Annotated in this window: 24 protein-coding genes; 10 read left to right on the top strand and 14 right to left on the bottom strand. The window is 30.8% G+C overall.

Going from position 1 to position 25537, the window contains the following annotated elements; all coding sequences use genetic code 11:
• Positions 1–10: 10 nt before the first annotated feature.
• Together IM532_RS10965 and IM532_RS10970 are read right to left on the bottom strand one after the other, a co-directional pair.
• Positions 11–3166, bottom strand: coding sequence for a TAT-variant-translocated molybdopterin oxidoreductase (locus tag IM532_RS10965; protein ID WP_194183498.1), 3156 nt, complete (start codon positions 3164–3166; stop codon positions 11–13).
• A gap of 22 nt (positions 3167–3188) precedes the next feature.
• The gene (locus IM532_RS10970; RefSeq protein ID WP_194183499.1) at positions 3189–4607 is read right to left on the bottom strand and encodes a c-type cytochrome; all 1419 of its coding nucleotides are present in this window, start codon (positions 4605–4607) and stop codon (positions 3189–3191) included.
• 413 nt (positions 4608–5020) lie between these two features.
• Here IM532_RS10970 and IM532_RS10975 point away from each other — a divergent pair, with 413 nt between their 5' ends.
• The gene (locus tag IM532_RS10975; protein WP_194183500.1) at positions 5021–5509 is read left to right on the top strand and encodes an SPOR domain-containing protein; all 489 of its coding nucleotides are present in this window, start codon (positions 5021–5023) and stop codon (positions 5507–5509) included.
• A 58-nt stretch (positions 5510–5567) separates the two neighbouring features.
• On the opposite strand, the gene IM532_RS10980 is transcribed toward IM532_RS10975, so the two are convergent.
• The gene (locus IM532_RS10980) at positions 5568–5876 is read right to left on the bottom strand and encodes a hypothetical protein (RefSeq protein WP_194183501.1); all 309 of its coding nucleotides are present in this window, start codon (positions 5874–5876) and stop codon (positions 5568–5570) included.
• Positions 5877–6018: 142 nt separating this feature from the next.
• Between IM532_RS10980 and IM532_RS10985 the strand changes: the two genes are divergently transcribed.
• On the top strand, positions 6019–7287 hold the full coding sequence (locus tag IM532_RS10985) for a Y-family DNA polymerase (protein ID WP_194183502.1): 1269 nt from the start codon (positions 6019–6021) through the stop codon (positions 7285–7287).
• Complete coding sequence (locus tag IM532_RS10990) at positions 7287–7709, top strand: LexA family protein (protein ID WP_194183503.1); 423 nt, start codon at positions 7287–7289, stop codon at positions 7707–7709. Before IM532_RS10985 ends, IM532_RS10990 begins: the two co-directional genes overlap by 1 nt.
• Positions 7710–7787: 78 nt before the next feature.
• Here the strand turns inward: IM532_RS10990 and IM532_RS10995 are convergent, their stop codons facing one another.
• The 3 genes from IM532_RS10995 to IM532_RS11005 form a co-directional block, all read right to left on the bottom strand.
• A complete protein-coding gene (locus IM532_RS10995) occupies positions 7788–8228 on the bottom strand; it encodes a hypothetical protein (protein ID WP_194183504.1) in 441 nt (146 codons plus the stop codon).
• Positions 8229–8233: 5 nt separating this feature from the next.
• Positions 8234–8590 (bottom strand): HopJ type III effector protein, encoded by a 357-nt coding sequence (locus IM532_RS11000; RefSeq protein ID WP_228063718.1) that lies wholly within the window; start codon positions 8588–8590, stop codon positions 8234–8236.
• A gap of 832 nt (positions 8591–9422) precedes the next feature.
• Positions 9423–10304: an AraC family transcriptional regulator gene (locus IM532_RS11005; protein ID WP_194183505.1), complete on the bottom strand. Its 882-nt coding sequence runs from the start codon at positions 10302–10304 to the stop codon at positions 9423–9425.
• A gap of 163 nt (positions 10305–10467) precedes the next feature.
• On the opposite strand from IM532_RS11005, the gene IM532_RS11010 reads away from it, so the two are divergent.
• A complete protein-coding gene (locus IM532_RS11010) occupies positions 10468–11484 on the top strand; it encodes an OmpA family protein (protein WP_194183506.1) in 1017 nt (338 codons plus the stop codon).
• Positions 11485–11559: 75 nt separating this feature from the next.
• Here IM532_RS11010 and IM532_RS11015 read toward each other — a convergent pair whose 3' ends face one another.
• The 7 genes from IM532_RS11015 to IM532_RS11045 form a co-directional block, all read right to left on the bottom strand.
• The gene (locus IM532_RS11015; protein WP_194183507.1) at positions 11560–13335 is read right to left on the bottom strand and encodes a MutS-related protein; all 1776 of its coding nucleotides are present in this window, start codon (positions 13333–13335) and stop codon (positions 11560–11562) included.
• Between the two features lie 68 nt (positions 13336–13403).
• Positions 13404–14351 carry a hypothetical protein gene (locus tag IM532_RS11020; RefSeq protein ID WP_194183508.1) on the bottom strand — a complete coding sequence of 316 codons (948 nt, stop codon included), beginning with the start codon at positions 14349–14351 and terminating at the stop codon, positions 13404–13406.
• A 31-nt stretch (positions 14352–14382) separates the two neighbouring features.
• A complete protein-coding gene (locus tag IM532_RS11025; protein ID WP_194183509.1) occupies positions 14383–14706 on the bottom strand; it encodes a hypothetical protein in 324 nt (107 codons plus the stop codon).
• A gap of 134 nt (positions 14707–14840) precedes the next feature.
• Complete coding sequence (locus IM532_RS11030) at positions 14841–15326, bottom strand: DUF2798 domain-containing protein (RefSeq protein ID WP_194183510.1); 486 nt, start codon at positions 15324–15326, stop codon at positions 14841–14843.
• Between the two features lie 5 nt (positions 15327–15331).
• The gene (locus tag IM532_RS11035; protein WP_194183511.1) at positions 15332–15769 is read right to left on the bottom strand and encodes a MarR family winged helix-turn-helix transcriptional regulator; all 438 of its coding nucleotides are present in this window, start codon (positions 15767–15769) and stop codon (positions 15332–15334) included.
• 177 nt (positions 15770–15946) lie between these two features.
• On the bottom strand, positions 15947–17005 hold the full coding sequence (locus IM532_RS11040; protein WP_194183512.1) for a 3-oxoacyl-ACP synthase III family protein: 1059 nt from the start codon (positions 17003–17005) through the stop codon (positions 15947–15949).
• 201 nt (positions 17006–17206) lie between these two features.
• Positions 17207–17644, bottom strand: a complete 438-nt coding sequence (locus IM532_RS11045; protein WP_194183513.1) for a DoxX family protein — start codon at positions 17642–17644, stop codon at positions 17207–17209.
• A gap of 123 nt (positions 17645–17767) precedes the next feature.
• On the opposite strand from IM532_RS11045, the gene IM532_RS11050 reads away from it, so the two are divergent.
• The 4 genes from IM532_RS11050 (at position 17768) to IM532_RS11065 (ending at position 20873) form a co-directional block, all read left to right on the top strand.
• The gene (locus IM532_RS11050) at positions 17768–18238 is read left to right on the top strand and encodes a nucleoside deaminase (RefSeq protein WP_194183514.1); all 471 of its coding nucleotides are present in this window, start codon (positions 17768–17770) and stop codon (positions 18236–18238) included.
• A 110-nt stretch (positions 18239–18348) separates the two neighbouring features.
• A complete protein-coding gene (locus IM532_RS11055; protein WP_228063719.1) occupies positions 18349–19077 on the top strand; it encodes a 3-ketoacyl-ACP reductase in 729 nt (242 codons plus the stop codon).
• A gap of 251 nt (positions 19078–19328) precedes the next feature.
• Positions 19329–19970, top strand: a complete 642-nt coding sequence (locus tag IM532_RS11060) for a hypothetical protein (protein WP_194183515.1) — start codon at positions 19329–19331, stop codon at positions 19968–19970.
• Positions 19971–20342: 372 nt separating this feature from the next.
• Positions 20343–20873 (top strand): GNAT family N-acetyltransferase, encoded by a 531-nt coding sequence (locus IM532_RS11065; RefSeq protein WP_228063720.1) that lies wholly within the window; start codon positions 20343–20345, stop codon positions 20871–20873.
• Between the two features lie 106 nt (positions 20874–20979).
• On the opposite strand, the gene cphA is transcribed toward IM532_RS11065, so the two are convergent.
• Positions 20980–23601, bottom strand: coding sequence for a cyanophycin synthetase (cphA, locus tag IM532_RS11070; protein ID WP_194183516.1), 2622 nt, complete (start codon positions 23599–23601; stop codon positions 20980–20982).
• Between the two features lie 117 nt (positions 23602–23718).
• On the opposite strand from cphA, the gene IM532_RS11075 reads away from it, so the two are divergent.
• On the top strand, positions 23719–24588 hold the full coding sequence (locus tag IM532_RS11075; protein ID WP_194183517.1) for a cyanophycinase: 870 nt from the start codon (positions 23719–23721) through the stop codon (positions 24586–24588).
• 5 nt (positions 24589–24593) lie between these two features.
• Positions 24594–25436, top strand: coding sequence for an isoaspartyl peptidase/L-asparaginase (locus tag IM532_RS11080; RefSeq protein ID WP_194183518.1), 843 nt, complete (start codon positions 24594–24596; stop codon positions 25434–25436).
• Positions 25437–25537: the final 101 nt, after the last annotated feature.

A 25537-nucleotide genomic window follows, 5' to 3' on the forward strand; every position in this document is an offset into this window, starting at 1 on the left:
ATAAATTAAATTATGCGTTCTCTTTTCTGTTTCTAACTTTAACTTGATAGATAACATTTGGTTTAGTTCCAATCTCTTCTAATAATACATAAGAACGATTATCTTTAGATAACTTTCTTACTTCAGAATTATCATCATTGATATCACCAAACTTCATTGCACCTGAACTACAAGCTCCAGCACAAGCTGCTGCTTCCATAAATTCAGAATCAGATACTTTACGACCTTCTTTCTTAGCTTTTAAGATAGTCGCTTGAGTTTGTTGAATACAGAAAGAACATTTCTCCATTACCCCTCTTGTACGAACTACTACGTCTGGATTTAATACCATACGTCCTAAATCGTTGTTCATGTGGAAATCAAACTTATCATTTAAGTTATAATTAAACCAGTTGAAACGACGCACTTTGTAAGGACAGTTGTTTGCACAGTAACGAGTACCAACACAACGGTTATAAGCCATCATATTTTGACCTTGACGACCGTGAGATGTAGCTGCTACTGGACACACAGTTTCACAAGGAGCGTGGTTACAGTGTTGACACATCATTGGTTGGAAAATCACATCTGGATTTTCAGCCTCAGGTTTGATTAAACGAGTGTATTGTTGTGGTTCGTTATCTGGATCAGATTCCAATGCAACTTTTTGTGTTAATTTACCTGCTTCATCTTGGTAAGTAACATCAGAATAGTAACGGTCAATTCTTAACCAATACATATCACGAGAACGACGCATTTCATCTTTACCTACAACAGCAACGTTGTTTTCTGCTTGACAAGCAATAACACATGCTCCACAACCAGTACATGCGTTCATGTCGATTGATAAATTGAAGTGAGGTCCAGTTGAACGATCAAAAGAAGCCCATAAATCTACCTCATTAGAAGGAGTATCTCCTCTCCATGTTGGTAATTTAGATGTTGGATTCCATTCGTTACGATCACCATTAATAAAATCACCTAAAGAAACTTCACGAGCAATTTCGTAACGTCCCATTAATGTTGGTTGCTGTTGCATGTTAGCAAATGGATGTTTCTCTGTGTTTGAAGATTTTTCAATCTTAACGTTAGAAGCACCTACATTTCCTGAATATAATTCGAATGCATTAACACCTACATTATTTGCAACTTTACCAGCTTTAGTACGTCCGTAACCGAAAGCTAAACCTACAGTTCCTAATGCTTGACCTGGTTGGATAAATACAGGAACTTCTACAGTAGCTCCATTAACTGTTACGTTAACGAACTCACCGTCGAACTGCATTCTTCCGTTAGTTACATTGTAATTATCTTGAATTTTTATACCTAATTTCTCAGCATCCATTGGATTAACTGTTAAATAGTTATCCCAAGAGTTTCTAGTAATTGGATCTGGTAACTCTTGTAACCAAGGGTTATTTGCTTGTGTACCGTCTCCTAAACCAGTTTTTGCATAAAATTGAATTTCCCACTCAGAAGCTTTACCAGCAGCTAATTTAGCAGCGGCAGTAGCAGCTACTCCTGCATTACCTGCAAAAGAAGTCGCTTCTTGTGATTCATTGTATCCGTTGTATAATGCTTTGTTGAAATCAACTCCTAATTGAGGTAAGATTGCAGCTTCCCAATTATTCTTAACATATAAGAAATATGGAGAAACTTTTTGTCTTGTTGCTGATTTAGCCATCATTAAGATAGGATCATTTGCATCCTCAACTTCTACAACTTCAGTTTGACCTGTCATCCATGCGATTAATGAATCTTGGAATTGACGAGAATCAAATACACGACGAATTGTTGGTTGTTGTAATGAGTAAACCCCTGTTAATGGATTAAAATCATTCCAAGACTCTAATGCGTGTGTAACTGGTAAAACAAGATTAGCTAATGAAGCTGTTTCATCTAATTTTTCATTTAAGGAAACTTTTAAACTGATGTTTTTGAAAGCAGCTTGAATTTCTTTAGACTTATTACTGTTATAAATTGGATTTACTTGGTAAGTAAATAAAACTCCAACTTGTCCAGCTTTAGCTTCAGCAATAAATTGATTAAATGCTGTATCATTAGACTCTTTTAATAAAACAGCTTTGTTAGAAACTGCTACAGAACCTAAAATTTGGTTAATTGCGAATGCTAAAGAATATGCTTCTTTAGAACCATCTGCCATTACCACAGCTTTAGAACCTTTTGCTTGTAATTCAGCAACTATTGCTTTTGCATTTGCAGAAACTGAACCACCTTGTAAACCATTGTATACTTCAGCTAATAATTTCTCAGTATCAGTTGGTTTTAATGGAATACGTGTATCCGCATTAGCTCCAGTTAAAGATAATACTGATTCTACTTGGATGTGGCGTAACATTGTAACTCCTGGTTTACGAGCTGCAGCGTATGCACCTTCCATACCACCTCCATTATAATCAGCTAAGAAATCAGCGTTGAAACCAACTACTAATTCTGTTGCAGATAAATCATAGAATGGTAATTCTCTTTTACCGTAAAATTCTTGCGCTGCATCTAATCCATTTGAATAAGAAACTGCATCATAGATTACATGTTGAGCAGTTGGATATTTTGCTTGGAATTCAGCGATCAATTTCTTAGTTGAAGGTGAAGGAATTGAAGAAGTTAAAATAACTGCTTTTTTACCTCCTAATGATGCTAAAGCTTTTACAACTTTATTATCAGCCTCTTTCCAAGAAGTTTGCTTGAATTTATCACCATCATTTACTAATGGTGTTTTTATTTTATCTGAATCGTATAATGATAATACAGATGCTTGTACTCTCGCATTTGTAGAACCAAAATATTTTGCTCCTTTATTAGCATCGATACGAATTGGACGACCTTCTCTTGTACGTACTAATACGTTCGCGTAATCATATCCATCAAAAATCGTTGATGCGTAATATGTAGGTACACCTGGATTGATATCCTCTGGTTTTACTACATAAGGAACTGATTTTACGATTGGAGCTTCACAGGCTGCTAATGTAACAGCAGCTGTACTGAACCCTAAAATCTTCAAAAAGTCACGACGTGAAGTTTGGTTATTCTCCATGGCGCTATCATTCCCTAAGAAATCATCTACGGGAATCTCTTCTGTAAATTCGTTGGTAGTTAACTTTTCATTTAAAGTATTGTCAGTTAACTCCTCAAAACTCTTCCAGTAATTTTTCTTCGAAGCCATTTATACTCCTCTCTTTTTTATATTAATAATGACATTTACCACATTCTAAACCTCCAATAGCATCTACTGTAATCTTAGTAGCATCACCGTATTGTTTCTTAAGCTTTTCGTGTAGTTCTGCGTAATATTCTTTGTTATATTCGTTGTCCATATCTACTTCTGTAGTTCTGTGACATTCAATACACCATCCCATTGTGAAATCATTAGCCATTTTAACTTCATTCATTTCATCAACACGACCATGACAAGCGAAACAAACTTGGTCACCACTTCCAATGTTTAATTCTTTCGAATTTGGAATAGTTCCTTCTTTGATTGCTTTTAAAATTGCTTGCTCACCTGCAACAACGTGTTGTGCGTGGCTAAAGAAAACGAAATCTGGCATATTATGGATACGAATCCATTCGATTGGTTTTTGTGGACCATCGTAAGTATTTGTTTCTGGGTTCCATCCAATCGCTTTATACATTTTTTGGATTTCTCCTGTATAGAACTTTTTAACTTCTGCACCATCAGCAAATTTACCTGAAGCCACTAACTCTTCTTCAAAGTATTCACCTTTATATTCTTTGATTGACTTGTGACAATTCATACATACGTTAGTAGAAGGAATCCCTGATACTTTTCCGTATTTAGCTGAACTGTGACAGTACTGACAATCTACACCTTGAATACCAGCGTGTACTTTGTGAGAAAAATAAATTGGTTGTTCTGGTTCATAACCTTTATCAACACCAATTCCCATTAATCCCCAGTATACATTAAATAATGCAAAGAAAGCTAATACTCCAACTGCTAATCCAGCTACTTTCTTGTATTTATCAAATGTTTCAGAGAAAGATTTAGCTGATTTTGCAACCGCAGGATCTAATTCATTTAATGATGTCGCTTTTGCTAAAGCATTTACACGCATTAAAATCCAAAGTAATAATACTCCTAATACAACAAATCCAACTGCAACGATACCTGTATCAGCACCACCACCGCCTTGACTTGTTGCTGCTTTTGCAGCTTTCGCTTCTTCTTCGGCTTTCGCTTTAGCTTCATCAGCTGCCGCTTTTCCACCGTCTGGGTCTGCAGTATATGCTAAGATATTATCAATATCACCTTCTGATAATCCTGAAAAGATTAACATCTCTGTGTTATTGTATTCTGCATAGACTTTGTTTGCATACGCGTCTCCTGACTCACGTAATGCTTTGTTGTCTTTAATCCAAGCATGTAACCATTCCTTACCTAAGCCTTGTTCGTCTTGCAGACGCTTTTCAACATTACGTAATTCTGGTCCAATTAATTTGCCATCAATCTGGTGACAAGCTGTACAATTTTGTTCGAATAACTCGTAACCTTTTCCAGCATCTTGGGCTTGTACAAGGGAGAACGTGGCCATTACAACCGCGGCACTCCATAAACGTATTCTCGTTAGAAATCTTGCCTTCATTTACTTAATTTCTCAGTTCGTTGTTTACTTTTAATTAGTTTTTATTTTGAACACTTAACTAACAGCAAAAATACTTTCAATACTTAACAAAATCATAAAGTTTATATACTGAACTTTGTCATTCATCTTAATTTAAATCTATTCTAAATTAATACAACAAAAAATAGATCATAATTCTAATTATTTGCAACATTCAAACATGTTTTTTATGCTAACCAATTCATAAACGCTTAATACATTTAATCACAAATAACAGATTTTTAATCATTTACATCTTTCTACAATTGAAAAAAAATTAGAATCGTATTTTTATACAAAATTTGGAATGAAATTAGCTTTTATATAATTTGATAACCTATTTTTATTTTTTAAGTTTCTAACTTCAAACTATATTTGCTCAAATTAATTCATTCATGAAAAATTTTATAACTTTATTCTTCATATTTACCTCTATACTTCTTTCTGCACAAGAAAAAGTAGATACAGTTGTTATTCATAACAACGGAACTCTTAAGATAGAATTAGACCATAGGATAAACCAAATAATCACTGCAAAAGAAGATACTAATTGTCCTGTTGCTGCGAAAAAAGTTATTGAACGAAAAGAAACTCCTAAAGTAAACTCGGCAGATCCTTGTGCAACACAAACTCAAATAAACGGATTTAAAATTCAGATTTATTACTCAAAAAACAGAAGTGATGCCGATAAGGTTCGTAATGAATTTGAAAAATCTTATCCTCATCTAAGTGCTCAAGTCGCATATTTTGCACCAGACTACCGAGTTTTAGTTGGTGATTATCTAACTAAAGGTTCTGCTTCTCCAGACATTAGAAAATTAAAATCTAAATACAATAGTTCTTTTACTATACCATACAAAGTTTTATGCCGTAGAGCAAAGTAGAAGAAATTAGTATATAAATAAAAAAATAGAGGGCTTGTATTATACAATCCCTCTATTTTTATGAATATCTACCTTCTATTTCCAATAAATTCAATATTACAGATCCATTACTATTATCATGTGCTGGGTTTCCCATCACAAAAACTCCTTTCTCCCCACTAGATAAACACTCTATTCCATATACAGTAGAAGAATCTTCTGGACTTGATTCGCCTTCATATCTAAAAATATATATAATTTTAAAATCAGTTGGATGTTCTAAAATCCGATCTTGATTTAAATTAAAATCCATCTCATACCCTTTATTTTTTAATTTTATAAGCGCCTCACTAGAAGAAGCATATAAGAATTGTTTGTGTTCAAACATATTATTTTCGATTTAAATTGATAATTAAATTACACACAATAATTTGATATAAAAAGCTCATTAATAGTGTTTTAACATAAATTTACCATACTAAATCATTAGCGCCACTTTCTGTCGCATTAATAATTTAGTTTTGTGAAATATGTATGCATTAGTTGATTGTAATAATTTCTACGTAAGCTGTGAGCGAGTTTTTAAACCAAGTATAAAAACTCAACCTGTTATTGTGTTATCTAATAATGATGGATGTGTAATTTCCAGATCTGAGGAAGCTAAAAAAATTGGCATTCCAATGGGAGCTCCATACTTTCAGTACCATTCTCTATTTAGAAAACATAACGTAAATATTTTTTCAAGTAATTATGCACTTTACGCTGATATGAGCGAAAGAGTAATGAATATTCTCCAGACATATACTCCAGACATGGAGATATACTCGATAGACGAAGCCTTTTTACAATTCAAAGGTTATGAAAATTATTTAGATTTAGAAAAAACAGCTTTCCAAATAAGAAAGCAAATCTTAAAAGGTGTTGGTCTGCCTGTATGCATTGGCTTAGCGCCTACAAAAGCATTAGCAAAAGTTGCTAATTATATCGCTAAAAAATTTCCGTTAGAACTAAATGGAATTTATAAAATTGATTCAGAAGAAAAAAGAATCAAAGCTTTAAAATGGTTAAAGATAGAAGACGTTTGGGGCATTGGAAAAAGATTAGCTGAAAGACTGAAATTCATAAACATTTATACTGCTTTCGATTTTACACAACTGAATGATAAATTTATTTTAAAAGAGTTTTCTATCGTAGAACTAAGACTAAAAAAGGAATTACAGGGAGAATCTGTTCTAAAACTAGAAGATATTAAAACTAAAAAAAATATAGCCACTACACGTTCCTTTGAAAACGATGAAGAAGATTATAAATTTGTAAAAGAGAGAATTATAACATTTGCTGTAAGTTGCGCTGAAAAACTACGAAAACAACGCTCTTTTGCTGAATTAATTTCGGTTTACATACAAACAAATCCACAAAAAGAAACGCAGCAATACCGAAGAACGATTACACTAAACATTCCATATGCTACAAATTCCAACATAACGCTAGCTAAATACGCTGTTATAGGTCTAAAACAAATTTTTAAAGAAGGTCTTTATTATAAAAAGGCCGGAATTATAGTTTCTGGAATATCAAACGAAAATCATAAACAATTCAACATTTTCCACAATGAAGATAATCGACATCCCGCATTAATGAAAACTATTGATGATCTAAATATAAAAATTGGTGAAACTAAAGTAAAATTAGCTGCTCAGGATTTAGAAAAAACTTGGAAAATGAGACAAAAACATCTTTCTAATAATTATACCACAAATATTCATCAACTTATCGAAATAGATTTAAACATAGCATAATGAAATTAATTATCAAAGCACCGCAATACATCCCACATCAAGAAGTTGTGTTTATGGAAAACACGATTCAAGCAGGGTTTCCATCTCCCGCAGAAGATTTTAAAACTGGTAAAATCAGCTTAGACATTGCACTCGTAAAGAATAAGGAGACTACTTTCTACGCTCGTATAAAAGGCGATTCGATGATTGAAGCAGACATGGAAGAAGGTGATATTTTGATAGTTGACAAAAGCCTAGAACCTACAGATGGTAAAATAGCTGTATGTATGGTAGATGGAGATTTTACTGTAAAACGAATAAAAGTTGACAAAGATTGTGTATGGCTTATGCCATACAACAAAAAATTCAATCCCATTCGTATCACTGAAGAAAATGACTTTATAGTCTGGGGTATTGTAACTTACATTATAAAACCTGTATAATTTTATAGGTTAAAAAAAAATCCGAAGAAACTAATTCTTCGGATTTTCTCTTTATCAGACAAACGAATCTTTATTCAATTAATTTACACGAATAGGAATAGCAAATTTAAGATCTACTTTTTCACTATTTCTACGTGCTGGTTCATAGATAATTTCTTGATTAATTTCATTCATAACCTCTAAAGCTAAAGGTAAAAGCTCTTGACTTCCTTGACCAGATATTTCTTTCAATTTACCCTCTTTACCTATAATGTAAGAGATTTTCATCACACCAGTAAGCTTACTTGTGTTAGAAAATTTATGATTATAAATCTGTGTGAATCGCATATTTACATAATTAGAAAAACAATTTTTAACTGCCTCCTTTTGTACTTCATTTTTACAACTTTCCAACACAGCCATTTCATCAATCTCATTATATGTATATACCTCTGAATTATTTTCAACTCCCTCCTTTTTAATTTCTTGAGCGCATGAAAAAATTGAAATAAAAACAAGAATTAATGAAATATTTTTCATAGAAATTATTTTAAAATCAGAACATTTCCTTCAAAAGTAACACCTTGCCATCCATTTTCCATAAATTGACGGATATTTTGATGGTCCTTCCCTTCAGGCGTGTCTAAAACTGCTTGATAATGCTCCGCAAATAACTTTAACGTATCCGCTTGTGTTAAACCTTCCACCATTCCAAAAGCTAAAACTTTAGCACTTCCCTGATTCTCTTCTGCTGCATTCTCTTGTTGACCATTTTTAAATGCTGTAGGCACATACGAATATCTGGATTCTATATATGCAATTACATCATTAAAAGTTACTGTACCTTCAGCCAATTGTTCTAAGATTTCTTGTACCATTTCCCTTCTCTTTGCAACAAACATAAAGAAATTTTAGTTACAAGCCTTAAGAAAACCGATATATACACTTTTCAATTTCTGTGCAAACACATAATATTTGAAAGACAAAAGTTTTGGATCACTATTAAAAATCTAAAAAAAATCAACTTAGAAATGCACCGAAATATATGCATATTTTTATTTTAATAATTGAAATTATAGGATTGTATTATCACGCTTAAAAACATTAATAAATCAACAGATTTTAACCTCTTAAAATGCTTCATTTTGGATTTAAGAATCTCATCAGATAATTCAAAAAAAACTGAGTATAAATACAGCATTTAACATTTAGATTATTTCATTTTTTTTTGAATTTAAACCTAATATTATTTTAAAACACCTTCAAATAATCGACCGCTATAATCTTTAGAAATAATTTTAAGTCTAACCTTGATAAATCAACACAGAATAGACCTATATACTATATTGATAAAAACATTTTTTCACTTAAATTAAGCTCTATAAATATGGTTTTAATTAAGTTTAATATTTATAAAAAGTATTCATATATTGTCAAAAAATAGAAATATACCATCTCATTAATTCTGTATACTACACCTCTATTTACAATGGCACTTTTTACTTATTATAGTATTTTTACGCTTATTAAATTACACAAAACATTAGTATATACTATTTTAATAAATTTTATTTTAACTTCAAATTCATCTATAACTTCTTATACAATTAAAAAAATAGAGCCTTTATAATACCAATAGCACTTTTTACTTTTTAGAACAAAAAACATCAAATTATTTTCTCTTAATAATATTGTATAAACAAAAAAAGACTTAAATAATTTAAGTCTTTCCTATTATAAATAGTAATTTTTCCTGAATTGATCTGGCGTGAATGTGGTATATTTTTTAAAGAATTTCACAAAATATGACGGGTCTTGAAAGTTGAGTTGATGAGCGATTTCAGTAACAGATAAATCCTTATTTACAAGCAAACGTTTAGCTTCAAGAACTATTCGATTTCTTATTAATTCTCCTGCTGAAAGACCCAAAATATCTTTGCACAATGCGTTCAGATGATTAGGAGTAATATAGAGCAATTCCGCGTATTCTTTAGGTAGCTTGATCTCTTTATAAAACTTATCAATTAACTCTTGAAAATTATAAATTAATAGAGATTGATACTCATTTAATAGGTTTATTGTTGGAGAAGATATTCTATCAATATACATCAATAACTGAAGTAAATCTGTCGATATTTTCAGATTTGTCCATTTATCTTTTTCTTGAAAGTTTTTAAACATACAATCTAAATCTTCTATCACAAAAGGAAGTTTTGACTTTTCTATTTCTAGAATTTGATCGGATAGATTCATTGTTTTAAAAAACGAAAAGTGATTGAGTAAAGACGATTTTATACCTGCAATTTCAAATAAATTTGCGCTAAAATTCACGATAAATCCTTCACATTTTTGTCCAAATTTCCATTGATAAACTTGCTCTGGACAAATAAAACACACTGTCCCTTTATGTATAGAAAAATGCTCAAAATCAATCATACATTCACCACTACCCTTTGTAAAAAAAACCAGCTTTATACAAGTTTGCTTAGAGATATGTTCACTAGCTAATTTATCACTTATAATTCCATGAAATAGGTTAACCAAGAATAATTCATTGCTATTTTTTTCAGTATCTAAAACAATATCATTAGAGGTAGAAAAATTATGTTTATCCATTATTTTTTTTATTACTTGGTAAAGATAATCAATATAATATTTCATCAATTCCACTACAAGTACCTGATATGCATTGTTAAAAACATAAAATACAAACACATGCATATCAATTGTTTAAGATTTATTTAATATATTTAAAATCTTAACTATAATTATACATATGATGAAAATTAAATTAGCTACTCTTAGTATAATAGTCACATTTATAAGTATTTTATCTTGTAAAAACGAAGCTCAAAAAACAGAAATTGACAATTCTATACTCACAGATACAATTACAAAAGAAGATACTATACAAAACAATCCTTCTGCAAATTTTACATTTGATATAGATAATTATGAAATTTCAACAAGTGACTGGGGTGAATTTCCATTTTTTGAATTACCAGAAGGCACAAAATATTTAAATCCACCTAAGATTAAAAATTTTGATGTTTTATATATACCTATCAATGGTAATCTGGTTCCAATGGAAGGTAAGGTATTTAGAGCTTACGTAAAATCAGAAAACGGAAATAATGATTTTTCATACACATACTTTACTAAAAGTATGAACGATTTTATTATTTCATCAGGTGGTCACCTCGTTAGTGATACAGAAATTACTAAAGAAGCATATGAGGCAAATAAATCTGATATGATTTATTTAGGAGAAGATGCATCTATAGGTTATGCTGGTCAGAAAGTAAAAACATATTTAATCCGACGTATGGATGCAAGCCCTATTTACATCGTGATAACGGGAGATAATAATTCAGCCTATTTAAATATTCTTGAAATAAAAGAATTTGAACAGACTATTAAACCTACTTCTGCTTCTCAAATTGAAAAAGATTTAACCAACAACGGAAAATCAATACTAAATATAAATTTTGATACAAATAAAGCTACTCTAAAAGCGGATGGGAAGTCTGCAGTTCATGAAATAACACTTGCATTAAAGAATAATCCAGCTTTAAAGATCTCTATTAACGGACATACAGATAACGCTGGAATTGAAAGTAATAATATGCAATTATCCAAGAATCGCGCCTTAACTGTATATAATGAAGTAGTAAGCCAAGGAATAAGTAAAGATCGCTTACAACATTTTGGTTTCGGATCACAAAAACCTATAGCAGAAAATACATCTGAAGAAGGAAAAGCTAAAAATAGACGAGTTGAGTTGATTAAAATATAATAATTATAAAAATAAAATGCGTTAAAAAGGCTCATTTCTTATGAAATGAGCCTTTTTAATATAGAACGAATTTTGTTAATCTATAATTCTGAATTGCTTCATCAAGAATATTGCATTCATCACTTGTGTTGTACCTTGAATCAATCGATAATCGGAAAAATAATTACTATCCACATTCTTTAATTCAAAACAATAATTAATCACATGATCAGGATACTCCTCCTCCATTTTTGTTAGGTCTAAATCATGCGTTGCAATAAAGCAAACCAATGGTGTATGGTGATGCATTAGTTTTTCTAAGAATTTCTTAGAACCCACTAGTTTATCTTGTGAATTTGTTCCTTTTAATATTTCATCTAAAATTATGTACTGAGGAATACCCTTTTCTAAACGGTCAATAAGGATCTTTAATTTATTAATTTCATTTTTAAAATACGAATCCCCAGAAGATAAATTATCCACTGTTTTGATGCTGGTAAACAACTCCATTGGATAAAATTCCATTTGTTTTGCACTTACATTTGCTCCATTCATTGCCAATATTAAGTTGGTTCCTACAGTACGAAGAAAGGTACTTTTTCCAGCCATATTAGCACCAGTAATTATAGCAATATTATTAGGTCTGCTGGTTGTAAAACTATTTCTTACAGCTATATTCTCTGCTAACAAGGGATGATATGCATCTATTATCTCTAAATGATAGGGCGAATCTGAAATTTGAGGCGTAGTAAAATTTTCATATTTAGAATTGTAAATAGCAAAGGATTGATAAGCTTCTAAAGTTGCTAAATTTGTAACCCATTTCTCATTATAAGCAATAACTTTTTCAATTCTATGTTCAAACTGAATGGCGTGGAAAAGTTTCCATAAAGTAAATTGATTCAATAAAAATCCAATAATCGGAAAACCAATAGCTTCTAAGCCTTCTATCGTAGATTTTACATCTTTTATCAGCTCCGAAGCCTTTTTACCATCACTTATAAGTTGTTCCTTAATTTTTAAATTTAACTCTGATGAAAAATTTTCATCTTCAACATGTTTAAATAACTTTAATAAATTCTCTATCTGATCTGCATTTACAAAAAGATATGAAAGCGATGTATTAATTTTATTTTTGAAAATAAAATTAATAATAAATCCTACCGGAATAGCAATTATAACCCAGAAGAATACTGCTTTTTTAGGAAAACCAACACTAGCTAAAGTAATAAAAGTAACTAAATTAATACCCCCTACAACAAGAGGTAAAATCTGCAATCTAGTAGAGTTAAACACTCTTTTTATTTCACCAAATATTACAAATTGACCAATATTAGCACGTTTAGAAAGCGTTAAAAACTTAACCATCCATTCTGGTTTAGAGCTTAATTCTTTAAAAGATTCTTGTCTTTTTAAAATGTATTCTTTCTCTGGTGTAATCGATGATAATAAAGATTTCAATTGAAAATTCCCTACAAAAGATTGTGTTTTATTGACACGATTAAAAATTGAATTTCCAGTAATAATATCTAAATCTTTATTGTACACATTGTCTAGTGTATCGCCTTCCAAATTTTCAAAATCATCTACTCTATCTTCTTTTTTAATAGATTCTATAACTTCTAACGCTTGAGTAATGTATTGCAGTTCATCAGAAACCTTCGAAGATTTTACAACTAATATTAGAAATCCAATGAAGAATATACCACAACTTGCTAAAAAAACATAGTTATCTGTTGAAGTATAATAATAAAATAGAACTGCCGAGAGTAGAAAGCAAATTAATCGAATGTTACTAAGCTTATTTTTTTTAGATTTTAATAGATTGAAATTCTCCGTATATTGAGTTTCTATCTTTAAATATTCTTTCATTTAAAAGTCGTTGAAATTTATCCTCGTAAATGTAGGGATAAAGAAAAATATTGCAACATCTGCAAGCTTTATTTTTCGACCGTCAGTTTAGTATTGACCAGCTTACTCCATTTTTGTGCGCCTTTTTGACTTAAATGATCTGCATTCTGAAAATCCTCAGGAAGAAATAAGCGAGTAGAATCCATATAATTCCACCATTCTACCGCAGGATATTGCTCAATTAATTGCTGAGTTGTTTGTTTCATATGATTATATTGATCTTTATTTAAACGATCTATATAAAATCGCATTACAGGAGACGTTAACAAAATAACCTTTACATCATTTGCGTTACACCAATTTATTATACATTGTAATGCTTTAAGATTTGAAGCAATACGATTTTGTGTTAAAGTATCTTTTAAATTTTTTGAATGATTTGCAACTGCATGCTCGGCACTTTCAATAGAATCAATATCCTGTTTAACATAACGTTTTGAGATAAAACCGTTACGATCAACTTTTATTTCGTTTGTAGGGTCTTCTATATATTTCTCTAATCGATGTAAAGATGTAGATAATGGCTGATGAAAAATATCTGTTTGATTCTTCCAATCCAACGTGTGTGAATAAATACTGTAATAAATATTGTAATTCTTGATTTTGTGGGCAGAAGATCCATCTTCCAAACACAACACATAACTAAAATATGAAATAGGAATAATAACAGTTTTTAACTGCGGTAACTGATTTTTGAATTGGTCAAATAATTTCTCATCTAAGTCGAGCGTTTGAGATGAGTAAGCTAAGTTGTAAGTAGGTGCAGAAAATAATTTAGGATCAAGGCTAACATAAGTATGTGAACTTCCTAAAATTAAAATTTCGATTTTGTCTTGGCTAGATTCTAGGTGATATTTTTTAAAAGAGAAATCATTAGGTATTGCCCTTAAGAAAAATTCTAAAGAGGAAAAACTAATGGTTGCAAAAAATAAAATTCCACATAAAACAATGAGAGGTATTATACGGCCAATTTTCATGTTGTAAATCTACATCGAGATAATCTAAAATTTATTTTCTTCTGATATAAATATAAATATCATTTTCTTTATTAATACTTCTTAGATCAATCATACTTTCTATACATTCTTTAGCAGTAATAGATTCTCCTCCATCCATATAATTCATAAATTTACCATTAGGTAAAGGCGTAACACTTTTTGCAAAAATCTCGTCAGTTATCGACTTTCGTTCACCAATCAATGTATATACATATTCGTGTCCCGTTTCATCCGTAAAATTCTTCACTTTATAAATTTCAGCATCTTCCCCTGGATTCGTAATCACAAATAAATAATCAAAATATTTATCCTTCTCAAAAAAAACTCTTTTCATAATAGCGTTCTTAGCTTATTTAAATTTAAGATTAAATTTGCGAGAAAGAAAAGAATTTTACAATAATCTGCTTTTACAATTCTTAAAAAAATTCTTTGTCGATGCAAAGATTTTTTTAAAAAACGTTCATTCAATTATTTAATTGGATCTATAATTGTACCTACGGGAAATAGTTTACGAAATACAAATCCGACTAATGGACCTGCTACTATCACTTGTAACGGAAAAGCCATTATAAAGTTTCTAGGCATACTGATTAACCAATTTTGAATCCAGTTTTCATCAAAATCAGAAAATAATAAAGAACAAATAAATGACATAATAATTACCATTTGTGTTACGAAGCATAATGCCGAAACTAAAATAACTTTTGGAAGTGGATCGTTTGGTTTCACGAATTTATGAATCAGCTTCATGGCCATTTTACCTACAAAAAACCATTCCACCGTAAAAGCGATGATGTAAGTTAGTGGTAAAATTGTCCAAGCTTTTTTTAAACTTTCCAAGTTAATTCCATCGTATAAAATAGTGTTATAAGCTGACATACCGAAAGCCATAACAAAAACCATAAGAAAGGTATATACAAAATTTTCTTTCTTATTAATGGGCATTTGATTCATGATAATTATTGAGAAATGATAATATTAGATAATTTATTAATTGTTGCTAAGGCTTGATAAAATTCTTGAACCTGCTCTTGGGTTAATATTTTCATTCTATTCTGAAAATGCTCATCCATACTAGTTTCTACTTTATCAATGAAAAGATTTCCTTCATCCGTTAGCGCTAAATGTATTTTTCTTTTGTCTGAGACAGATCGAATTCGTTGAATAAAACCTAACTCTTCTAATTTATCGACAGATTGAGAAAATGGACCTTTTTCAAGTCCGACAGCTCTAGAAATATTAACCATTGATAAATTTACTGAGTGTTTAACCGTCATTAAAATACGTTCTTGCGTTAGGTTAATCATTTTTAGTTCTTCTGGTAAAAAATAATCTTTGAATAACGCGTATTTGATTAGCTCTAAACCATTCAGTTCAATTGCAATTTTATTATTCATGTAAATAAATTAGTTATAAATATAACGGTTACAAATGTAACTATTATTTCTGAGATGTAGATTGACCAATTAATAGTATCCTCTTATTGGCAAATTGATTCAATTTATTTATAAAAAAAGCACTGAAATTAAATTTCAGTGCTTTATATATGAAGTATATAAAATATCTCTTTATAACTAGAACTGGTAAACAATGGCGTTAATATTCATACCAGCTCCTACTGAAGCAAACATTACTAAATCTCCGTCATTTATCTGATGATCCTCCAATTCGTTATTCATTATCATTGCTAATAATGTAGGAACTGTTGCAACACTACTATTTCCTAGCTTGCTAATAACCATTGGCATAATACCTTCCGGAACTGGCATACTATATTGACGGTAAAAACGTTTCACGATAGCTTCGTCCATCTTCTCATTTGCTTGGTGAATGATAATCTTGTTTAAACTTGTAATATCATATCCACTTTTAGCCAAACACTCTTTCATGGCAGCAGCAACATTATTCAATGCAAATTCATATATCTTACGACCATCCATTTTAATATACTTAGTATCTGGACATTTTGTGTTATTATATGATTTCCCAAAGAACAAATAATCTTTTTCTTCGTATGTAAAAGAAGCTGATAAATGAGATTTTATTCCTTTTTCCTCTTCTGTATGTTCTATTATTACTGCTCCCGCACCATCTGCATAAATCATGGTATCTCTATCATGTGGATCTACAACGCGCGATAAAGTTTCAGCACCAATAATTAAACATCTTTTGGCAAGACCAGATTTAATGTAAGCATTAGCTTGTATTACTCCTTCAATCCATCCTGGACATCCAAATAAAACATCATAAGCCACGCAATAATTATTCTTAATCTTCAACTTGTGTTTTACGCGAGAAGCTAAACTGGGCACTGTATCAGATTGTATTGTACCAAATGCTACATCCCCAAAGTTATGTGCAAAAATGATGTAATCTAATGTTTCAGGATCAATACCTGAATTTTTGATTGCAGCTTCAGCAGCAATTAAACCAAGATCTGAAGTGACTTGATTTTTACTAGCGTATCTTCTTTCTTCTATACCTGTGATTTCTTTTAATTTTAATGCAATTGTAGCATTATCATGTTTTAAGGCATCACCATTATTGTCTAAAAAATTATGTTGATCAAAAAAAATGTTAGTGATTATTTCGGAAGGAATGTAGTTTCCAACCCCGATGATTTTACTTGTCATAAATGTATTCCATTGTCTATACGTTTTACTAAACGTATACTTTTATTATTAAAACGATTAAAAAATAATTTATTGTTTAAACGTTTTTAAAATTACATAAAATATGAATTCAAGACCTTTTAAAAACCTTAAAAAAATATTAAAATAATTAATTAAACACGAAAACAGTTTAATTAAATAACCCTCAACACTTTAATTGATTTATTTCCAATATTTATTTTGTTTTTTAAGTAAATTATATCCTTTTGTAGACCATAATGCAAGAATGACTAATATAGGTTGGAAAAATAATCGTATTAATCGTTTCAAATCTGTATCCAAACCGAATGCATCTACACCATTTATATATTGTGAAATATTTCCAGGAAAAATAATAATATAAAATAAAGCTAAAGCAATACCAACATAGGCTTTATATCTTCCTAAAAACAAAAGAGCAAGACCAAATATGATTTCAACTACACCTGATACCAAAACAACAGCATCAGACATTGCAGCAGTTTTTTGTAACCATTGAGGAACTTGTGCCTGAAACTCGCTTCTCATGAAAGTTAGATGACTTATACCAGCAAATAACATAAATAAACCAAGCACAAATCGAGTTAGAGTTTGACTTACCGAGGTTGGATAATTTTTCATTTTAAATATTTAATTAATACAATAGTATACAATAATCTCTCCTATTTTAATAAAAATCAAAGGAATAACTGTTTTTCCCTAAAATAGGCTTAAATTGAATATAAATTTTAAAAAGCCTAAACGATGAATTACAATGCAGAACATATGAAAAGAGCAATTGCTTGCTCATGTGAAAATATAGATCAAGAAGGTGGACCATTTGGTGCAGTGATTGTAAAAGATGGAAAGATAATAGCGGAAGGAACCAATCGCGTTACTGCAAGTAATGACCCTACAGCTCATGCAGAAATTGTAGCCATTCGGAATGCAACGAAATATTTAAATAATTTTAGTTTAGCAGGTTGTCAAATATATACCTCTTGTGAACCTTGCCCGATGTGTTTAAGTGCGATTTATTGGGCTCGTATAGATGCTATATATTATGCCAACACAAGAGATGATGCAAAAGAGATTGGATTTGATGACTCTTTTATTTATGATGAAATTGCTTTGTCTATGGAAAAAAGAGCAATTCCTATTCAGCAATTTTTAAGAGAAGAAGGATTAGAAGCATTTAAAAAATGGTCTACAACTTCTGATAAAACAGCCTATTAAATTATAAATAAATTCTGCATCATTTGATTAGCAAATCACACTCTATTTTAATCCCAAAATATTTGATGTTCTGCGCTAATTTAGCAAACTTTGCATAAAAAGTTTTTTATATGGAAATGCAATCATTACAAGGAAAAACAGCCTTCATCACAGGAGCTGGTAAAGGATTAGGTAAAGCAATGGCGTTGGCTTTAGCAAAAGAAGGAGCTAATCTATTTTTAGTTGGAAGAACAGCTGCTGATTTAGACGCTGTAGCACAAGAAGCTAAAACGTTAAATAACGATATTACGGTAAATACTTCTGTTGCGGATGTAAGCGATTTGACACAAGTACAAAATACTGTAAAAGAATTAACAGCAATCGATGCAAGAATCGATATTTTAATTAACAATGCTGGAATTTTAAGAACTGGAGGAATTTTAGATTTACCAATTGAGGAATTTGAACAATCTATTAAAATTAATGTATTAGGTACTTACTACGTTTTACATGAAGTTTTACCTTTCTTAACTCAACAATCTTCAAGTGATATTATCAATATCGCTTCTACAGCTGGACAAAAAGGTAACGCAAATCTTAGTGCTTATGGAGCTTCTAAAGCAGCAGTTATCAACATGTCTGAGGCAGTAATGCAAGAGTTCCGTAAAAAAGGTGTACGTGTAACAACAATTAACCCAAGTACCATAGCAACTGAAATGACGTTAAATGCTAAATTTACAGATGGAAATGAAGAAAGAGTCTTACAACCACAAGATTTAGCTTATTTAATTGTAAGTCACTTAAAATTACCTCAACGTGCTTTTGTAAAAGACTTTGGTTTATGGTCAACTAACCCTTAATCTTTACTCATAAAATATTACATAAAAGCTCTGTTTATCAGGGCTTTTTTATTACCTAAAGAATTATACCTCAACATAATTTCCCCATTAACACTCAAATATAGAGTTTGTCATCTATTTGGTCATGTCTTTGATATAGAAATATAAACTTTAATAAAGTGGATACTAAATACATACATCATATCCATCTTCATTAAAACTTTATTTATCCACCAATTTTATATCGTACTAAAAAGATAATTATTTTATAAATGAAAACATACGACCAATTACTTCCAAAGCAAATTACTGCGTATATCCCGGCACATATTCAAGGATTTCAACGCGATATGTTTATTTATAAAAAACTAGAAAATGAAGATCCTATAGCACATTTTAAAACACTTAAAAACAGGTTAACACATATTAATCAATGGGATGAATTCTGTAAAATCAGCGATGTACATTTTACTTTAATGAATGATAAAGGTGAAAATTTAAATCAGGTAAACAGCGTTGGTGATTTGATAAAAATAGAAAAGAAACCTATGCACAAAGTAAATATATGTGAAGATTTATTTGCTGATTGGGTAATTATAACAAAATTTATTGAGATTGATGACGAATTAATTTCATGTGCGATTATAGAACTATCACCTACGATTAATCCTTTCATAAATTCTAATGAAACAAAACATTTCTATCGAAAAGATGCAAGTAATACTTTTATACTTTATAGAGTTAAAAACATACTAAGTGTATCTATACATGGCCGTAATGAGATTCTGAATAGCAAAGTAAGCAGTAAATTAAAACTAGCTCGAAATATATTCATTTCAAATTTTGGATTATTAGGAATTGATAATCTTTTATGGAAAGATTTTGCTCGTTGCCTATTTAGTTACGATTCATGAAGAAATAGGGATAAAATTATAGCATTTTAATTGAATTGTTTTATATAACAAATGATAGAACCTTATTCCTACTATATATTTTTATAAAATAGGTATAGAATTCTTATATCCGAACGAACACCGAACGAACCCTACAGAAGCGATACAGAATGGATATAGCGCACCTACAGCTTGCCTACAGAAAACATGTACAATAAGTACGCTTACATTATACAAAAGGAAATTTTAGTACTCTTTTCACACTTTGATTACTCATTTTATTATTTCATTGATTATTATTTAAATTAGAAAAGAGATGTATTGTAATTTACTGATAAACCAAAATATATTATAAACTTTGCACACGTACATAGTATAAATTGTATTAAAAAAATGAAAGTGGAAGAAATCAAAATATTAAATGTAGAAATTACAGATTTAAAAGCTCTGCAAGAGATAGGTAAAACCACATTTTCCGAAACCTTTGCTACCACAAATAGCGAAGAGGATATGAAGAAATATTTGGCTGAAAGCTTTTCTTCAGAAAAAATATTAGCTGAATTAAAGGATGATAATTCTGAATTTTATTTTGCAAAAGTGGATAAAGATATAGTAGGATATTTAAAACTCAATTTTGGAAAATCACAGACAGAATTAAAAGATAATAACGCTTTAGAAATTGAACGCATTTATGTTTTAAATGCATTTCATGGAAAAAAAGTAGGACAGCAATTATATGATAAAGCAATTGAAATTGCGAAACAAAAAAACGTAGATTATGTATGGTTAGGTGTTTGGGAAGAAAACACGAGAGCCATTAAATTTTACAAAAAAAATGGTTTCACAGCATTCGATAAACATATCTTCCGATTAGGAAATGATGAACAAACGGATATTATGATGAAACTTGAAATAAAGAAATAAGATTCAATTAAAAAAGTGCTGAGATTTTCAGCACTTTTTTTAACTTATAAATAGATATTTATTTTAATAACTTGATGTTTTTATTGTAAAATTAAATTCATACTTACTATACAATATTAATTTCACCATTAAATTGTCTTTTGATACACTGTATCACATTTGTTATTTCATCGCTTAGCGCAATTACAAAATCTCCTTTTTCTGCTATTTGTAATGCGTATTTTAAAGCTTCAACCTCATCGCTAATTAATTTTACTGGCATATTTGGATTAACCTGCTGAATTCCTTTTAGTAGCAGGCTCGTAATTTCTTTTTCTGAGCGCCCTCGTAAATGATGTTCTTGGCGTATAATTATATAGTCAAACATTTGTGCTGCAATAGAAGCACATTGTACAATATCTTGGTCTCTACGATCTCCAATTCCTGATATTATTCCTATTTTACGATTGCACTGAAAACTTTCTATAAAAGATTGTATAGCTAAGTAACCAGAAGGGTTATGAGCATAGTCCACCAACAATTTAAAATCATTGATCTCAAAAATATTTAATCTTCCTGGCGTTTGTTCCACACCTGGCTGAAAAGTTTCTAAACCTTGTTTAATTTGTCCTATTTCGCTAGGCAATAAATAACAAGCCAATGCTGCAGCTAGCATATTCTGAATCATAAACTGAGCTTTACCTCCATAAGTAATAGGAACATCTTGAACAGGAATAATTTTAATTATTTTTTGACCCGTATATATACAAACGATATCATCTTGAATAAAACTAAACTTTTCACCTCTCTTGATAAATTCTGGGATTAATTCAGATTGAGGATTACTAATAAAATAAGCACTGTGACAAGATAATTTTTTACTTATCTTCATACTTATGGCATTTTCAGCATTAATTATTGCCCACCCATTTGGTTGAATCGTATCTAACACTACTGATTTAACGCGGGCTAAATCTTCTAATGTGTTGATATCATTTAAACCCAAATGATCTTCTTCAATATTAGTTAATACACCAATTTGACATTCCTTAAAACCAATCCCTTCTCTTAATATTCCACCACGTGCAGTTTCTAACACTGCAATTTCAGTCATAGGATCTTGTAATACTTTTCTAGCACTACGAGGACCAGTTGTATCCCCACGTTCAAGCAGTAACTTATTAAGATAAATTCCATCTGTGGTAGTGTATCCGATTTGTTTACCTGATTGCTGTAAAATATGAGCAATTAAACGAGTGGTTGTTGTTTTACCATTAGTACCCGTCACTGCAATGATAGGTATATTGGTCGGAATGTTCTGAGGATATAAATAATCTATTACTGATTTCCCGATATCTATGGGCTCTCCATGTGCAGGATGGGTATGCATACGAAAACCTGGTGCGGCATTTACTTCTAGTACTGCTCCATTTCCGTGCGTAAAAGGTAATGAAATATCGTGAGCGATAACATCAATTCCACATACATCTAACCCAATAATACGAGATATTTTCTCCGCCATTAGGATGGTTGACGGATGAACGATAGATGTAACATTCGTTGAGGTCCCTCCTGTACTTAGGTTACAAGTAGATTTTAAAATGACCTTTTCATTTTCTAATGGAATACTTTCTAAATCATATTTCTGTTTAGAAAGCATTTGTAGTAAATCATCGTCAATTAATAATTTGGTTAAAAAATTTATATGCCCTTCTCCTCGTAGCGGATTTGTATTTTCAAATTGAATTAGTTGATTTATAGTATGCACACCATCCCCTACAATATGCGCAGGTTCCCTTTCAGCTAAAGCAACTACTTTATGGTTTACCACCATTATTCTGTAATCTTTTCCCTCAATATAACGCTCAACAATCACCTCATTTCCATATTCCTTCGCTTGCAAAAAAGCATTATCCACATCTTCTAAATCACAAATATTTACAGTTGCACCCTTTCCTTGATTTCCATTAAGAGGTTTTATGACTAAAGGGAATCCCAATTGTTTAACCAAATCATATACTTCTTCCCCTGTTATTGCAACACCACCTTTAGGAATTGGAATATGGTATTGATTTAAAAGTTGTTTAGTTCTATCTTTATCTCCAGCGAGTTGAACTCCATGGTAAGAAGTTTGACATGTAATAGTAGCTTGTATAAATTTTTGATGAATACCTTGTCCAAAATATATAAAAGATGACTCTTTATTTAATCGTCTCCACGGGATGTGACGCGCTTCAGCCGCATCAACAATACTTTGGGTAGAAGGACCTAATTTATTTTTCTCATAAATAGTATGCAGCTTATCAATATAGGGTTGAATTTCTATTGTATCCCCATTTATTAAAGCCTGTGCAATTTCAACTGCAAATTCTGCTGCATTCTTTCCTGCTTCTTCATCTACATAATTAAAAACAACATTATAAACACCTTTTATAGATGTACTTCTTGTTCTTCCAAAACCAGTAAACATACCTGCCAGCGTTTGTATTTCTAAAGCAATATGTTCAATCACATGTCCCATCCATGTCCCTTCTTTTACCCGTGTAAAGAAGCCTCCTTCTACTCCTTCTGAACATCGATGTGTGTATAAAGATGGAATTAATTGTATAATTCGTTCGTAAAATCCATTTATTTTATTTGTCGGGAACTCTTCTAATTCTTCTAAATTAAGTCGCATTTGAATCAAATTGGAACGTCTAATACTCCATACATTTGGCCCTTTTAGAATTAAAATTTTCTCAATAATCATATGTAGTTTTATTATGGTTTAATGTTTATTAACAATTTCCTTACCGAATTACAATTCTAATCCGTCTTTTTTTTAGGAATAATAATTGATAATTAATTACCGCTTAATTAATTACAAATGATCAAAGGAAAATTAATCATCGTTGGAGGTGGAATCGACACAGGGGACTTAATCCCAGAACAAACTATACCTACTAATATTGAATACAAATCTTTTTTTGTAGAAGGTATTTTAAAAAAGATACTGGATGAATCAAAAAAAGGGATTAATTCTCGTATCGAAATTGTAACAACAGCATCACGGGTAGCGATTGATTCGGCAACAGCTTATATCCGAGCTTTTAATTTATTGGGCGCACATAATGTAAGCCATATGCATCTAGACAATCGTATGGATTGTAAGAATGAAGATTTTTTAAAAAGATTACAAGAATGTAACGTTATTTTCTTCACAGGCGGAGATCAATTGCGTTTAACTTCTACTATTGGTGGAACCCCTTTCCATCAAATGTTAATTGAAAAATATTACCATGAAGAATTTGTTTATGCAGGTACTTCTGCTGGTGCAGCTGCAGTATCCTCTGGAATGATCTATGAGGGCGAATCTTCTGCTGCATTAAGAAAAGGTGAAATTGAGATTAATGGTGGATTAGGACTAATAGATTCTATTATCGTAGATACACATTTCTTAGAACGTGGTAGAATTGGACGTTTATTTCAGACAGTAGTTGGTAATCCGATGAAAATTGGAATTGGTTTAGGGGAAAATACTGGTTTATTAATTATAGATAATAATCAAATGCAAACATTAGGTTCAGGAAGCCTTATTATTGTAGATGGGCATCAAATATCCGATACTAATTTAACTCAAATCCATACTGGTAAACCTATTTCTATTGCTAATATTATTGTTCATTGTATGACCAAAAATGATATCTATTATATCAAAGAAAATAAATTAATCATCAAAGATTCTCAATACCATTAACCTATATGAAGATTATTATTCACGGAGGCTTTTTTTCTGAATCAGATACCTCTGCACAAGTAAAAATAGATAAACAAAATTCATTAAAAGAAATTTGTAACCAAGGTTATCAATATCTTCAGAATCATTCTGCGTTAGAAACAGTTGTACATGTGGTTAGTTTACTAGAAAATGATCCTTTGTATAATGCAGGAACGGGATCTCAAATTCAGTCGGACGGCAAAATCCGAATGAGTGCCGCATTAATGGATGGCCATAAGCTAAATATGAGTGGTGTAATTAATGTAGAAAATATTCAAAATCCAATCTTATTGGCCAAAGAATTATCAGGTCAAGATGATCGATTTTTAAGTGGTGAAGGTGCAAATGCTTTTGCTATTAAACATCACTTCCCTTATTATAATCCAGAGATACCTCAACGTCGTGCAGAATATATAGAAAAGAAAAATAATATACCAACCTCAACAGTTGGATGTGTTTGTATAGATCAAAACAATCGTATTGCAGCAGCTACCTCAACAGGTGGAAAAGGGTTTGAAATACCAGGTCGAGTTTCAGATTCTTCAACGGTAGCGGGTAATTATGCCAATTCATTTTGTGGAGTAAGTTTAACAGGTGTAGGAGAAGATATCATTAATGGTGCTATGGCTGCTAAAATTGTCACAAGAGTAACGGATGGTATGCCTATAGAAGTTGCATTCGACAAAACTTTTAATGAATTAAAACAAATTGATGGTTTTGCAGGGGCAATTGGAATTGATCACAATGGTACTATTTTTCATCAAGAAAGTTATCCAACAATGGTATATGCTTCATTTGATGGAAAGAATTGGGATGTTTTTGATTAAAGTAACTTCTGAAGTGTATTAAACTTATATATATTTATTTTATTTGAGAGAAAAAACAATGCTTTCATTTTTATTCATAAGTATTTTATTTAAATAATAAT

This window comes from Faecalibacter rhinopitheci (assembly GCF_015234135.1).
GTDB lineage: Bacteria > Bacteroidota > Bacteroidia > Flavobacteriales > Weeksellaceae > Empedobacter > Empedobacter rhinopitheci.

Excerpts from the sequence above, each read along its gene's own strand:
- IM532_RS10965 (WP_194183498.1), bottom strand. The coding sequence starts at position 3,166 with ATGGCTTCGAAGAAAAATTACTGGAAGAGTTTTGAGGAGTTAACTGAC.
- IM532_RS10970 (WP_194183499.1), bottom strand. The coding sequence starts at position 4,607 with ATGAAGGCAAGATTTCTAACGAGAATACGTTTATGGAGTGCCGCGGTT.
- IM532_RS10975 (WP_194183500.1), top strand. The coding sequence starts at position 5,021 with ATGAAAAATTTTATAACTTTATTCTTCATATTTACCTCTATACTTCTT.
- IM532_RS10980 (WP_194183501.1), bottom strand. The coding sequence starts at position 5,876 with ATGTTTGAACACAAACAATTCTTATATGCTTCTTCTAGTGAGGCGCTT.
- IM532_RS10985 (WP_194183502.1), top strand. The coding sequence starts at position 6,019 with ATGTATGCATTAGTTGATTGTAATAATTTCTACGTAAGCTGTGAGCGA.
- IM532_RS10990 (WP_194183503.1), top strand. The coding sequence starts at position 7,287 with ATGAAATTAATTATCAAAGCACCGCAATACATCCCACATCAAGAAGTT.
- IM532_RS10995 (WP_194183504.1), bottom strand. The coding sequence starts at position 8,228 with ATGAAAAATATTTCATTAATTCTTGTTTTTATTTCAATTTTTTCATGC.
- IM532_RS11000 (WP_228063718.1), bottom strand. The coding sequence starts at position 8,590 with ATGTTTGTTGCAAAGAGAAGGGAAATGGTACAAGAAATCTTAGAACAA.
- IM532_RS11005 (WP_194183505.1), bottom strand. The coding sequence starts at position 10,304 with ATGGATAAACATAATTTTTCTACCTCTAATGATATTGTTTTAGATACT.
- IM532_RS11010 (WP_194183506.1), top strand. The coding sequence starts at position 10,468 with ATGAAAATTAAATTAGCTACTCTTAGTATAATAGTCACATTTATAAGT.
- IM532_RS11015 (WP_194183507.1), bottom strand. The coding sequence starts at position 13,335 with ATGAAAGAATATTTAAAGATAGAAACTCAATATACGGAGAATTTCAAT.
- IM532_RS11020 (WP_194183508.1), bottom strand. The coding sequence starts at position 14,351 with ATGAAAATTGGCCGTATAATACCTCTCATTGTTTTATGTGGAATTTTA.
- IM532_RS11025 (WP_194183509.1), bottom strand. The coding sequence starts at position 14,706 with ATGAAAAGAGTTTTTTTTGAGAAGGATAAATATTTTGATTATTTATTT.
- IM532_RS11030 (WP_194183510.1), bottom strand. The coding sequence starts at position 15,326 with ATGAATCAAATGCCCATTAATAAGAAAGAAAATTTTGTATATACCTTT.
- IM532_RS11035 (WP_194183511.1), bottom strand. The coding sequence starts at position 15,769 with ATGAATAATAAAATTGCAATTGAACTGAATGGTTTAGAGCTAATCAAA.
- IM532_RS11040 (WP_194183512.1), bottom strand. The coding sequence starts at position 17,005 with ATGACAAGTAAAATCATCGGGGTTGGAAACTACATTCCTTCCGAAATA.
- IM532_RS11045 (WP_194183513.1), bottom strand. The coding sequence starts at position 17,644 with ATGAAAAATTATCCAACCTCGGTAAGTCAAACTCTAACTCGATTTGTG.
- IM532_RS11050 (WP_194183514.1), top strand. The coding sequence starts at position 17,768 with ATGAATTACAATGCAGAACATATGAAAAGAGCAATTGCTTGCTCATGT.
- IM532_RS11055 (WP_228063719.1), top strand. The coding sequence starts at position 18,349 with ATGGAAATGCAATCATTACAAGGAAAAACAGCCTTCATCACAGGAGCT.
- IM532_RS11060 (WP_194183515.1), top strand. The coding sequence starts at position 19,329 with ATGAAAACATACGACCAATTACTTCCAAAGCAAATTACTGCGTATATC.
- IM532_RS11065 (WP_228063720.1), top strand. The coding sequence starts at position 20,343 with ATGAAAGTGGAAGAAATCAAAATATTAAATGTAGAAATTACAGATTTA.
- cphA (WP_194183516.1), bottom strand. The coding sequence starts at position 23,601 with ATGATTATTGAGAAAATTTTAATTCTAAAAGGGCCAAATGTATGGAGT.
- IM532_RS11075 (WP_194183517.1), top strand. The coding sequence starts at position 23,719 with ATGATCAAAGGAAAATTAATCATCGTTGGAGGTGGAATCGACACAGGG.
- IM532_RS11080 (WP_194183518.1), top strand. The coding sequence starts at position 24,594 with ATGAAGATTATTATTCACGGAGGCTTTTTTTCTGAATCAGATACCTCT.